10 protein-coding genes and 2 pseudogenes are annotated in these 12,246 nt (G+C 39.4%); 2 read left to right on the top strand and 10 right to left on the bottom strand.

Translation table 11 applies throughout. The annotated features are described in order from the left end of the window. Positions 1-202: 202 nt before the first annotated feature. Positions 203-1,705: pseudogene (locus HMPREF9304_RS11445) on the top strand (helicase-related protein); the annotation flags it as partial. 53 nt (positions 1,706-1,758) lie between these two features. On the opposite strand, the gene HMPREF9304_RS11440 reads toward HMPREF9304_RS11445, so the two are convergent. The 10 genes and pseudogenes from HMPREF9304_RS11440 to HMPREF9304_RS11395 all read right to left on the bottom strand — a co-directional run bounded on the left by HMPREF9304_RS11440 (position 1,759) and on the right by HMPREF9304_RS11395 (position 11,518). Further along, on the bottom strand, positions 1,759-2,385 hold the full coding sequence (locus tag HMPREF9304_RS11440; protein ID WP_024992801.1) for a PP2C family protein-serine/threonine phosphatase: 627 nt from the start codon (positions 2,383-2,385) through the stop codon (positions 1,759-1,761). Next, complete coding sequence (locus tag HMPREF9304_RS11435) at positions 2,382-3,221, bottom strand: nucleotidyl transferase AbiEii/AbiGii toxin family protein (protein WP_036868796.1); 840 nt, start codon at positions 3,219-3,221, stop codon at positions 2,382-2,384. The genes HMPREF9304_RS11440 and HMPREF9304_RS11435 overlap by 4 nt, the downstream gene beginning before the upstream one ends. Further along, positions 3,199-4,203, bottom strand: coding sequence for a type IV toxin-antitoxin system AbiEi family antitoxin (locus tag HMPREF9304_RS11430; protein WP_024992802.1), 1,005 nt, complete (start codon positions 4,201-4,203; stop codon positions 3,199-3,201). The genes HMPREF9304_RS11435 and HMPREF9304_RS11430 overlap by 23 nt, the downstream gene beginning before the upstream one ends. A gap of 166 nt (positions 4,204-4,369) precedes the next feature. Beyond that, the gene (locus HMPREF9304_RS11425) at positions 4,370-4,678 is read right to left on the bottom strand and encodes a helix-turn-helix domain-containing protein (RefSeq protein ID WP_024992803.1); all 309 of its coding nucleotides are present in this window, start codon (positions 4,676-4,678) and stop codon (positions 4,370-4,372) included. Beyond that, on the bottom strand, positions 4,666-6,729 hold the full coding sequence (locus HMPREF9304_RS11420; protein WP_036929281.1) for a bifunctional DNA primase/helicase: 2,064 nt from the start codon (positions 6,727-6,729) through the stop codon (positions 4,666-4,668). The genes HMPREF9304_RS11425 and HMPREF9304_RS11420 overlap by 13 nt, the downstream gene beginning before the upstream one ends. Continuing rightward, complete coding sequence (locus HMPREF9304_RS11415; RefSeq protein WP_008450566.1) at positions 6,726-7,124, bottom strand: hypothetical protein; 399 nt, start codon at positions 7,122-7,124, stop codon at positions 6,726-6,728. The genes HMPREF9304_RS11420 and HMPREF9304_RS11415 overlap by 4 nt, the downstream gene beginning before the upstream one ends. Before the next feature lie 51 nt (positions 7,125-7,175). Beyond that, a complete protein-coding gene (locus tag HMPREF9304_RS11410) occupies positions 7,176-7,592 on the bottom strand; it encodes a hypothetical protein (protein ID WP_004339693.1) in 417 nt (138 codons plus the stop codon). A 699-nt stretch (positions 7,593-8,291) separates the two neighbouring features. After that, positions 8,292-9,698 (bottom strand): ATP-binding protein, encoded by a 1,407-nt coding sequence (locus HMPREF9304_RS11405; RefSeq protein ID WP_036929279.1) that lies wholly within the window; start codon positions 9,696-9,698, stop codon positions 8,292-8,294. Next, complete coding sequence (locus HMPREF9304_RS11400) at positions 9,685-11,316, bottom strand: DUF262 domain-containing protein (protein WP_036929277.1); 1,632 nt, start codon at positions 11,314-11,316, stop codon at positions 9,685-9,687. The genes HMPREF9304_RS11405 and HMPREF9304_RS11400 overlap by 14 nt, the downstream gene beginning before the upstream one ends. Next, positions 11,316-11,518: pseudogene (locus HMPREF9304_RS11395) on the bottom strand (helix-turn-helix domain-containing protein). The gene HMPREF9304_RS11400 and the pseudogene HMPREF9304_RS11395 overlap by 1 nt, the downstream one beginning before the upstream one ends. Positions 11,519-11,875: 357 nt before the next feature. On the opposite strand from HMPREF9304_RS11395, the gene HMPREF9304_RS11390 reads away from it, so the two are divergent. After that, positions 11,876-12,184: a DUF3853 family protein gene (locus HMPREF9304_RS11390; protein WP_036929239.1), complete on the top strand. Its 309-nt coding sequence runs from the start codon at positions 11,876-11,878 to the stop codon at positions 12,182-12,184. Positions 12,185-12,246 lie beyond the last annotated feature (62 nt).

The raw sequence follows: 12,246 nt of genomic DNA, 5'->3' as shown, positions 1-12,246 counted from the left end.
TGAAGAATAAAAACCTATGACACAGTTGTTTACCTTCAATTCGTAACCCCTTTTTACTTTTCCCTGATGGGTTACGATTTGGTAACGGAACTCCTGCCGTTTGATGCTCGTTTTCGCTTACCCTCAAAATAGCAAGAAAAAGCTAAATAATACTATTTCAAATAGTTACATTCCCTGTATTTCCCTTTGTTTCCCTTAATTCTTAGCTACCGATTATGCCCGCAAGATGAGCTTGGATCTACGCATGATAGACGAAAACGGGTACTCAGACCATATCGACAACAAGGCAAGCCATTGTGCGAAATTACTCAATGACTACTATCAGAAGTATGATGCACAGAAAGGTACGCAATTTGTGTTTTCTGACTTGGGTACTTACAAGCCCGGTGGGGACTTCAATATCTATTCTGAGGTGAAGCGTAAATTGGTAGAAGATTATCATATCCCGTCTTACGAGATACGCTTTATTCAGGAGTGCAAGAACGAGAAAGCCAAAAAAGCGATGGTAGAAGCGATGAATCGTGGAGACATCCGCATCATTTTCGGTTCTACTTCTATGCTTGGAACGGGTGTCAACGCCCAGCAGCGTGCGGTGGCGGTGCATCAACTTGATACACCCTGGCGACCCTCAGATTTGGAGCAGCGAAATGGTCGGGCAATTCGTAAAGGTAATATGGTTGCCAAAGAATTTGCTGACAACAAGGTCGATGTGATTATCTATGCCGTGGAGCGGTCGTTGGACAGTTATAAGTTCAACCTACTACATAACAAGCAATTGTTTATCAATCAGTTGAAGACCAACACGCTCGGTAGTCGTACCATTGACGAGGGATCGATGGACGAGGATAGCGGTATGAACTTTTCAGAGTATGTTGCCGTGCTATCTGGTAATACGGACTTGTTAGAGAAAGCCAAACTCGACAAGAAGATTGCCACGCTGGAATCAGAGCGTAAGAATTTCCTCCGTGAGCGTGATGCCGCAACGGGCAAGTTGGCGGAGATTGACAGCTCCGTGTCTTTCCATTCAGACAAGATCAAGGAAGCCAAGGCAGACTTGGCGTGCTTTGAGAAGCGTGTGGAGCGTGACAAAGAAGGTAATCCTATCAATAAACTGGTCGTAAAGGGCGTGGAAGACAGCACAGACATCAAGGTCATTGCCGCACGCCTGCAAGAAATTAACGACAAGGCACGTACCAAAGGCGAGTACAATAAAATCGGTGAGATTTATGGTTTTTCAATCATGGTGAAGACGGAGAGTACCTCAAAAGATTTGTTTGACTGCTCCGTGAACCGTTTCTTTGTCAAAGGACAGGAAAGCATTTACTATACCTATAATAACGGTAAGTTGGCAACAGACCCGAAACTTGCGTGTGAGAACTTCTTGGGTGCGCTGGGGCGTATCCCCAAGGTGATAGAATCGCATGAGAAGGAGAAAGATAAGGTTGCAGCCAATAAGGAAATCTATACTGCTATTGCTAATGGAACGTGGAAGAAAGAGGACGAGCTTCGTTCGCTCAAAGGGCAGTCGGCAGAGTTGGACAGAAAGATTGCCTTGACGATTACAGATAACAAAGAGGATAAGGAGGAGGAAAGGGACATATCCAATAATGAAAATTCCACGACAATGAAGAGTAGTACCACTCAGACACAAGAAAAGGAAGAAGACAATCACTATCAAAGCATCCGCCCTAAATGGAGACTTTAAGTGTAAGTATAAGCAATTAGACTTGACAATCTTTATTGCCAAGTCTAATTGCTTTACCTAATATCCACCTTTATTATGGAGCAATCATCTTTTCTATGTTGCAAGGGTGGCAATTCCTTGTTTTGCAGATAAGCATTTATATGATGGCATTTATAAAAGCCATCGCTGCAAAGAAGAAAGCCGTCGCCAATTTTCACGGGTATATTTTGCACTTCTATCGGATTCCTAAATCCTTTACCGTTAATACAGACTGTGAGATAATACTCATCCTCTATGCACACGACATCATCCGTCGTAAGTTGCGTAATTGTTCCATCAATGCTTTTATGATATAATCGGACATCACCCAATGAGGTGTAATATAGTTGCATATTAGTGATGTACATAAGAGTAAGTGCAGCTCCCATCTTGGATTTCTTTTGGTAGCATAATTCACCCAGAACATTATCGGCATACTCAAGGCTTCGTCTAATCAAGTTAAGCGGATTGGACACTTCATTGTTCACAAAATAATAGCGTACAGCCTCACAAACTGTTTTGGCAGCTTGTTCGGGAAAGGACAATCCTCCCATGCCATCGGCAAGTACCACTAATGTTCCACCAGCTAATTCTTCATATAGGACAAAGTCGCCATTCTTTTCGCCAGTAGCGATACTTTGAAACTCAATCTGTATATTCATCGAAGATTCTTATTAAACACCGCTATCATTTTTTTGAAAGCTTGAAGAATTTGCTCATATTGAAAAGCAGAGTTACTGTCAAGCACTTGTTGAAGGAGTCGGCTATCCTCCTCTTTTTCTATTTCCCCCTGTAAGCATTGCCCATAATAGGCTAAATGCTCTATGGATAAAAAGCTGACAATATCATTGGCAAGCCAATATGCACCAACAACAAACTCGTCAAAGTCCTCCCAATCATATACTTCTTGATAAACATTCCGGTTTAAGTTGGCAAAGAAATAGTTATCTATGATAAAGCCCATGTCATCCGCATCTTTGCTTGTTTGGATATTGCGATCCAGCCAAGCATTGAGTTTGAGGATGAAAAGTCCATGTAGCGATGCTATCTTGATGTCGAATTTATTATCAATGCTTACGGTTATGGCATTTTTCAGCACTTCCTCAAATCCTTTAACCGACATGGCAATATCTTCTTCCGGTGGCCAGTAAATATAGCCATCTTCCTTTGTAACTTCACCGTATGGTACAACGTCCATTTCGTAAGCCCCATAATAAAACCGCTGATACATTTTCTCTTCTTTTGTAAATCCATGCGATAAAAGTGTCTGCGTAATATCGTCAAAGGCTTTCCAGTTAGGAATGGCAATAGCGAGATCCAAGTCTCTTGTCTTTCGACCAGAACTTATTCCTACTAACTGTCGAATCAATATATCCCGGGCTGTTGCACCTATGACAAAGAAGTCTTGTCCAACTTCTTTGAAACATTCATTGACTACGCTTAGCAATTCTATCAAAAGAGGATTGCCTATTTTATCACTTGAAATCTGGAAGTTCATCGTTCAATAATTTGTTTGCAGCTTCTATGGAACGGCTGTTTCCATCACCTAACAGGTCCGCATAAATAAGGATTACGGGCATCTTGCCGGCTTTCCAGAATTTTTGATACATTTCTATTTCTCCCTCAATGGTATGCACGGCACCAGTTTTCATCAGGTTGCCGAAAGCTAAATCTGTGTAAATCTCAAATTTCTGTGGTGTTAAATACCCATCAATTTGATAAGCTGCACATTCTCCGCCCCAGTACATCCCCTCAGGCAAGGTTATCTTATCCCATTGCTCTTTGCTCTTTACGTCTCTGAACCCCAAACGCTTAATCAGCAATTTAGGCTTAAGTACTTGATGGTAATTCTCCACCCACAAGTCAAGCAATCGACGCTTATCCCTTAAAGTGCGTTTTTTCTTGGTTGTGAGAACAAATTTACGCACCTCTAATTCATCAAGTACATTTTTTACGGTACCCAAAGAAACCGCACATTGTTCCTTAATTTCTCGGAAAGTCTTACTTATGTTATTATCATCTTGTAGCAAAAAGAAAATGACCTTTAGTCCTGCCTCTTGAAATATAGGATAACTCTTGTTAAGCGTTGTAGGTGCTTTTTCGCCTGTATGAGAGAGTTGAAATATGATACCCTTGTCTTTTGTATGCCGAATTTGATAGTTTCCTGCGGTATCGGCAAAGTTGATGCCAGCCGTTCTCAAAGTTTCATAGACCATGGGTTGCACATATCGTGCTACTACCAAAAAAGGGATTGCCTGCAAATCAGGACAGTTTTTTATGGTATCTTTGATACGAGTTACATTAACACCGTTCACCTCGTTTTCAATTAAGCAAAGAAAATTTATCCCCAAGATTTTTATTTGTCCCTTAATCATAGGGTTTTCTTGTGGAATAAAATCGTATGTAATGCTTTCGTTACTTTCTAACCATTGTAACTTCATAGCATTTACTGCTTGTTCAATAATAAGTAATTCACTCATATTTGTTCATTATTCAAAACCTGTTCAATTCTATTGAACAATGCAAAGATAATGAACAAATATGATAGTTCCAAATTTTCTGTTCAATAAATCATGATCGTTCAATAATAATGAACAATAAAAAACATTGAACAGCAAATACCGAGTGAAAACATACGATAAGGTCTTACCAATTATCCCGTTTGCGCAACATCTCGTCTATCTCTTCACGCAGGAAAAGAAGCCGTCCATTGGCTTTAAGATAAGGGATTTTTCCTGCCCAAACCCAGTTATAGATGGTCTTCTGCTCCACTTTGAGTATCTTGGAAACGTCGATGATGTCCAAGTATTCGGGTTTCAATGGAGGGTGAATGGTCGTATCGACAGATTGCTCTTGCAAAACCAGCAGATGGTCAAGTTTGTTCTCAACGGTCATCAGCTTGTCAAACAAGCGTTTCTGCCATGTTTCTTCGGTTCTTTGGTCTATGTATGACATAATTCTCCTTTTTGATAGTTACCACTTGTGTCTTGCGACAAGATACGCTGCTCCTTCATATAGGCAATGTACTTCTTTGCCGTTCGGTCCTTGATTTCCATTTCTCGCATCAACACGTCGCATAACTCTTGATATGATAACTTTAGTTTGGCACGGAATGCAGACTTTACAACAGCCAACAGCTCATCGGTCTTGCGTCTCTCTTTATCCTCCTTCGACTTTTCCCCACGATAAATGTGCATATCGGCTTTCTTATCCCAGCCAAAGAGCATCATCGGCACATCTAGAGGACTGCCGTCACGCACTTTCAGAGCCTTGACGACTGAGTATTCAGGATTGTCATCCTTCTCAATGGAGAGAATGCCGGCTGCCTTACGTTGCAGCTCCGAGCCTATATGTCCTCTGAGTTTAATGCCGTTAGGTACAAAATGTAGGACACAAATAATGCAAGTATTATAAATCCCTGCCAATCGATAGAGTTCGTCTACGATGGCTATACTCTCCGTCTCGTCGTTGGCGGAGCGTATCAGGTCTGCTATACCGTCAATGACCACAAGGTGTATTCCCCCGTGCTTGTGATGGAATAAGTCCATACTTTCACGAATAATCTTCAGTCTGTCCTTGCGTGATAGCGATGCCAGATAGAGGGAATGATAAAACTCTGGCACGGACTTGACACCAGCCCTGCGAAGTGTCTTCTCCAAGTTCTTATAGAGTTGTGCCTCCGATTGCTCTGTATCGTAGTGAAGTACAGCCAATCCTTTGGGATTGGCTGTTACTTCCAATCCCAAGGTTTGCTCTGCCTTTAATCGTTCTCTCCCAAGAGTGCCGGCAAGGATGGCGGCAATGTAGTTGCTTTTGCCTGTTCCTTCTCCACCTGTGATACAAAACAGATTGTCCTGCGTTCCAAGCGGAACACCATTTACTGCCACCACCGACTTTGAAGCGTCTGGCGGATTATCGTAGTCTATCTCACAAGATTGCAATATCATCATCGTCTGTGCATACATATTGGTGAACATATCATTAAGAAGCACTTTCAAGTCCTTTGCTTCATTGCCCAAGGCAAAGAAGTCCGATATATCCTTCTCCGACTTACCCCCTTGCAATGGTAAGGTTAGACTCAATACCTTGTATTGAGCAAATGCATCTGTCTGCCGTTTAGCTTCCCTTACACCTGTCTCGTCCGTATCGTACAATATAATAATGTGTTGAAAGCGAAGCTGCAATCCTTCGATGATATTCTCAGGAATCTGTGCCGTCTCACTGTTGAAACAGATGGCGTTGAAACCATGAGCCGAAAGTGAAAGCACGTCTTTCTCCCCACCTGTGATGAAAACAACATCCCCTTTGCTGGGCAGCTGCTGGAAGCCAAAGACATAGTCGTTCACTTTCTCACCCCCATAAAGAAAGCGCAGCTTACTCTTAGGGCGATAGACTTTTACAAACTTCCCCATGCTATATCCAAACATAGGCTCATCATGTGTAGAACCAAGAGTAAACGGCTTTCCCTGATTGGAGACAGACTCATAGTGAGCAAGCGACTTTACATGAAAACGTTGCAGAGTCTTAGCATCAATGCCGTATTGCTCCCAATAGTCTAGTTCTTTGACATTGAAAGATTGCTCAATTAGCTTGTACCATTTTTTACCTTCCATCTTCTTGAGCTGGTTAGGTGGTTGTACTAAGGGTGGTTTGCAAGGCTTCATCATCATTGTGTGGGGATTACTATGTTCTTTCCTTTCAATGCAAATATTCAGCTGCAAGTCCCGATTTATGGTTTCAAGCACCTTAACAAAGTCTTTCCTCACGTCCAGTCCGAGCATTGTGGCTGCAAACCAAAAGCAGTCGCCGGAGTAGGCATCGTTGCCAAAGTCCTTCATTCGGTAGCAGCCGGACTTGTTGTCGAGATAGATATTGCACGATGCACGCCTGTCGTCATACATAGGATTTCGGAAATTGCGCTTTGGCACAAAGTCGATAGGCATATAGAAGCAGAACACATCCAGTCCTTTGTTGGTTCGGCTCAGTATTTCTTCTTTGATGTTCATAGCTCCTCAAATAAAGTTTGACCATCACCCATATATCCTTTAAGGACACCATCCTTGTAGGCGTTGAGCCGTTGTAGGGCTTCCACTCGTCTGAAACCCTTGAAGGAGGCACGTCCGCTCTTGACGGCGACGTAAAGTCCCTTGAACGGATAGGCAACGTGGTTGCATGATATATACCTGAACGGGATTGCGTTGGTGTCCCTCCATCGGGCAAGGGATGCCCGCGAAATGCCCAAGAGTCTGATGACGTCGGAGGAACTGAGTTCCATCTTATCCTCCAAAACGGAATAATCGCGTCTCATTTCCACGATAAAGCCGGCTATCCGCTCCATGTCGTTCCTTAGTGAGCGTAACTCTGCAATTACCGTCTTTTGTAAATTGTCTTCTTCTGTCATATGCCACTTCTCTTTTCAGTTTAGGATTGAATAGTTGCTCTCCGTGGATTATCATCCGTCTGGAAATTCAGAGTCCTTCCCCAATTGGTGCAATAACTGCATAAGATGCTGCTTAAATCTTCTACTGTCCAGCTTGCACAGCCGATTGAGAATGACGATGAGATCTTCCTGCTCCATTGTGGAGAAGCGAAGGCTTTTATGGGGCGTGGTTGCTATCATGGACTCAATCATACCCTTGGGGAGATGTATCAAGAGCACGTCCATATCGAAGGCTGCCGCACATCTTGCATAAGTGTTGATACGAAGGTCGGTCTGCATCTTGCAGTGTTTCATAAAGTTGGAATATTCCATATTGGCATAGCCTGCCCTTAGCTTGCAGTTTTTGCTGGCGGAGAGCATGATTTCAAGTGTCGGAAGTACAACGTAGAATTTTGCATTACTTCCGGAGTTTTGTTTCTTTGTATTCATATGTATCCGTCTTTTTGTTAGAAATAATGCTGCAAAGTTCTTAACAAATAGGGCTTTAGAAAGAATATTAAATTGCCAATATTGGCATTATATTGCCATTTTGCATTTTTAACATTATGCGTTATTTGTTGCCGTGTTGCCCAATACGTAGGCGAAAATATTGAGCCTGCCATATCAATCACACCTTTGGGACTGTCAGTGCATGGTGCAAGGTCTATCTATATATATAGACTTGCACCATGCACTGAAAATTGTAGCCAAAAGATTTCTAAAACATTTTCCCACAATAATTTGGAGGATGTTCTACTTTTTTGTACTTTTGAACCCAAGAAATGCAAGTGCGCATTTCGGGTAGCAGTATCTGCGTGTACTCTCAAAATACTCTGTTGTGGCTACAATATGGCTACAATTAAAAAGGATAAAAAAATAAAAGACTATGATACAAGGAGTTGCAGCGAAATGGTCATTTTCCTCTCTCTCCGCAAACAAGGGTGTAAATCAGCAACTTATGCGATTTACACCCTTTATTACACCCAAAAACTTGCAAGCAATAAAAAATGGGGTCAGTCGTAAAAAAAATGCACCCAAGACTGTATTCGATAATCAAGAGTAATTAATTTGTAATAATCATTTTAGACATGACAGTATATTCTTTAATTGCTGATTCTTAATACTAATCAATCTTGAATACTATGTCTATCACACTTGTATTTTTCCTATTTTCATTTTCTTTATGGCAGATTCCAACTGAGATAAAACTTGTAGTGATGCTTTTATTTCGCTTGAACTTATATCAGGTAACCCTGTATGCCCATGAGAGGCTTGATGCAAAGTAGACTTTTGGTACATCTTCATCTCGTCTAACCAAGACGATAATCTATTAGTTTTTTTGTTATCGAAGGTATCTATTTTCTGCTTTATTTTACTTAATTGTTGATCGGCTGGACAATTACTCAAAAGGTTTCGTATGCTTTTCAAGAGGTCTGTAGAGGTCTGAATGTCTTGTTCGGTAATATAAAAAGACCCATTCTGCTCATTCTTAGATATTTCCGAAATTAGTTTGTCTGTTTCTTCTTTAGCTCCAATCATTGTAAGCATACAAAATTGTTGTACTAACATTTCAAAAAGTTGACGAGTTTCATTTCCCAATGTCGTAATATCTTCATTTTCGTCTATTTTTTTCTTAATATTCTCTGTACTTAGCCTTCCTTTGGTGTATATCTTATGCCTTCCCCCATATTCATATATTCCTTGAATCACCCATTGATTACTTTTATCTTTCTCATTTATCCAATGTTCACATAGGTTAAAGAAGCTGGTGCTGTGAGTCAAAATTATTATTTGAAAATCATTAAATTCATTCTGTATGTATCTATAGAGAAACGAGCGATATGAGTTATCCATACTCGTCACTATATCATCAAAAACCAATAAAGATTTTTTCTTTGAATCTTGCAATAAAGACACAGACGAGAGTATGAGAAGTAACTTAATAACATGAATTATTGATTCATTAAAAAAATCATTGAAAAACCTATCAAGCCTCAACCCTCTGATACGATCTTCTATTACAATCTTATTTCCTTGATCTTGAGATAAACATATTTCTATATCAGAATGAAAATATTTAGACAACAACCGATTGACTTCATGGATAATCAATTCTTCACACCCCTCTTCACCGATGATAGTATTTCTTGTTAAATAGCAATTGTTTAGTAGCTCTAGAATATCTATTTCGTTCGAAACTTGAAGATCTTTGCCACTAACCATATAAACCTCTTGCTCGTCAAAATTGAAGCTTTCGATACTCATACCATCGACTTCTATGAAGATATCTTCTTCTATCATCGATTTGTTGCGATAATTACTTTCTAATTGTCGTATTTCTGCCTTCCTTTCCTCTCCGACCTTAATATTTGGCACTTTTTCTTTTATAATTCTTTCCTTGAAAAAGAAAAATTTTATTGCTTCATAGATAGACGTTTTGCCTGAGCCATTTTCCCCGTAACATAGAATATTCTTATGTTCTGAAACTGCAAGATCCCCCAATACAATAGATGCATTATTAAATGCTTTGAAATTTTTAATTTCAATTCCTTTCATTTCTCTTGAAAAAAATCGTTAGTACTTCTTGAATCTTTTTCTCACGACTATTAAAGTCTTCCAATGTATAGTTCCCAGATTGGAATAACTCTTGCACATACGGAAGAGGAGAGTTTTGGTAATCTTTGATTCTGTTGGCTAATGATGTGTTTTTTAAGGCTCTATCTAACACAATATAATTAGCTAAACTATAGAAACATTCTTTGTCCCAAGTGCTCAAATCTCTTTGATCTATGGACTTTAGTATTTTCTCTACATAGAATGAGGATACGACTCTATCTTTGCTGTTCTCAAGATAATTAAATAGAAGAGACAGTCCTGTAGTTAATCTTCCAGGAAAATTAACCATATCAAATCTAAATTCTGGCAGGTAATAATCATTGACAGATTCTCTATGTGCTATCTTGCTCATTATAGAATATATCTCAAACTTGACCGTTGTAGTCGCTCCCTTTCCATAGCAATATCGGATAACCTTTTTGATAAACTCAATGTGTTCATTTTCATTACTATTTTTATTGAAAAATAAATATACTATAAAAGCATACTGAGGGTACAGATTTGTATAAGCATATAGGACTTGCAACCACTTAGCAATCTCTCTGTTTGTGTTTCTCAGATATAAGACATGTTTTAGTATATCCAATATTTCGCATAAGGAGTCCATGATGTTTTGGTAATTGCCGGTTAAAAAAGGAGAAGCCTTATCATTCTGAAAAAAATCTCTTAATCCTTTTTCTGCTGTAACAATCCTTTCTTTTCCTCGAATAATTTGATAATAATAGCGGAATAAATCATCAACGCTTATGTTGAGATTATTGCAGTCAGTGGTTATTTCCTGCCATTTTTCAATAAATGAAGATGCCTCATTTGCTCTTAAAGACATCTCATAAAGACGAGCTTTGAAAATATCAGCATCTTGCAAGTCCATCCCTCTATTATTTATTGTCTCAAATATGGTTAGAGCTTTTGATCTTGCCTTATTTATATCCATATCTGAAAGGACTATGGGAAGTAAATAAACCTTGGTTGAAAAATATTCCCAAAAATCTCTCTTCTCATCATCTCCAATACGTGAAAAATACTCTTTTAACATATCGTATATAACCACCGCATTTGTAGCTAAAATACCTTTCTCTTTTTTGTATCTAGGCTCTCTCAACTTTTTAAGCTCATTAGACTCTAAACAGTAATCTTCCTCTGTATACTGTAGAATTTTGTTTAGGTCTTTCTGATTATTTGATTCAATTGCTTTAGAGATGAATTTACATCCATTTTCTATCCCTCCCTCCCAAGATTCAACCCAAAGCATCCGTGTAATTTTACTTAATACGGGAAGAAGAATTGATAGAGCTTTTATGAAAAGCCATAATGTAATGAGACGTTGCTGTCCATCTACAATTTCTTGCTGTTCATTATCCTCTTTTGATGCAAGAACAATATTTCCCACGAAATATGAGTCATTCTCTGCAAAAGCTTTTGTTATGTCTTCATATAACTGAACACACTGCTCTTGTGTCCAACTATATGGTCTCTGATATGATGGAACAATATATCTATTGTCATTCATAAAAATATTCTTTAGATTTTTCTGTTCTGCTGATAGTGATAAAGCCATTACTTTAGTAATTCTTTGGGTGAAACATTTAGTAAATCTGCCACTTTGAAAATGGTAGCAAGATTGGGCTGCTTGCGGTTGCAAACATAGGCGTTGGTGATGCTGAAACTCATGCCCAACTCTTTGGCGAGCCATGTCTGGGTGATGCCTCGCTTTTTCAAATGCTACTGATAAGGTTGCTATGCTCTTTCTTCTGTCCCATTAGATGATAGTATAACTCGATATTTGCTACAAAGATATGAACTTATAATGAATAAAACGAAGAAAAAAAAGAACTTTCACGCTACTAAAAATAGTTTTTCCAGTGAGAGGAACCCAAAAGGAATCTCTTAAACAATCAATGATGATTGATTAACAACGTACTTTTATCTAAAACAGTCCACTTTTAGAATGTATATTGATCGTTTTTGATAGTCGTTGATTTTCTTGCATTTCCTTATACTTCCCGCTATATCCCTGCCTCTTGGTAGAGTATCAAAAGCTCTCTATTTTTGCATCGTCAGGCCTGACAGAATGCCCTATGCGCAAGGGCAAGTTATTCATTTCAAACAATTGAATTATGACGATAAACGAATTACTGGACAAGCCTGTTTGGCAGATGACTGGTGAAGAATTACTTTTCCTTGCACAACACAGTAATATGTCCACGAGCAGGGAATCAACAAAGGCTTCTTCCTCCAAAGAAGAAAAGCGATATGTGTACGGGTTGGCTGGCATTGCACGCCTCTTNGGNTGNAGTNTNCCTACNGCTAACCGTATCAAGCAGAGTGGTAAAATCAATCGTGCCATTACACAAATCGGTCGTAAGATTATTGTTGATGCTGACCTTGCACTGGAATTGGCAGGACGAAAGACAGGAGGAAGATGATGAACACGACTGATTATGAAAACATTTGGCAAAAGTCGCTCATTCATGTAACCGATGAGTTT

The sequence above is a fragment of the Hoylesella timonensis S9-PR14 genome, assembly GCF_000762405.1.
GTDB lineage: Bacteria > Bacteroidota > Bacteroidia > Bacteroidales > Bacteroidaceae > Prevotella > Prevotella timonensis_A.
The sequence above is the reverse complement of the archived record's forward strand: the minus strand, read 5'-3'. Positions and strand labels throughout refer to the sequence as shown.

Excerpts from the sequence above, each read along its gene's own strand:
- HMPREF9304_RS11410 (WP_004339693.1), bottom strand. The coding sequence starts at position 7,592 with ATGAATACAAAGAAACAAAACTCCGGAAGTAATGCAAAATTCTACGTT.
- HMPREF9304_RS11430 (WP_024992802.1), bottom strand. The coding sequence starts at position 4,203 with ATGAGTGAATTACTTATTATTGAACAAGCAGTAAATGCTATGAAGTTA.
- HMPREF9304_RS11415 (WP_008450566.1), bottom strand. The coding sequence starts at position 7,124 with ATGACAGAAGAAGACAATTTACAAAAGACGGTAATTGCAGAGTTACGC.
- HMPREF9304_RS11435 (WP_036868796.1), bottom strand. The coding sequence starts at position 3,221 with ATGAACTTCCAGATTTCAAGTGATAAAATAGGCAATCCTCTTTTGATA.
- HMPREF9304_RS11400 (WP_036929277.1), bottom strand. The coding sequence starts at position 11,316 with ATGGCTTTATCACTATCAGCAGAACAGAAAAATCTAAAGAATATTTTT.
- HMPREF9304_RS11425 (WP_024992803.1), bottom strand. The coding sequence starts at position 4,678 with ATGTCATACATAGACCAAAGAACCGAAGAAACATGGCAGAAACGCTTG.
- HMPREF9304_RS11420 (WP_036929281.1), bottom strand. The coding sequence starts at position 6,729 with ATGAACATCAAAGAAGAAATACTGAGCCGAACCAACAAAGGACTGGAT.
- HMPREF9304_RS11405 (WP_036929279.1), bottom strand. The coding sequence starts at position 9,698 with ATGAAAGGAATTGAAATTAAAAATTTCAAAGCATTTAATAATGCATCT.
- HMPREF9304_RS11440 (WP_024992801.1), bottom strand. The coding sequence starts at position 2,385 with ATGAATATACAGATTGAGTTTCAAAGTATCGCTACTGGCGAAAAGAAT.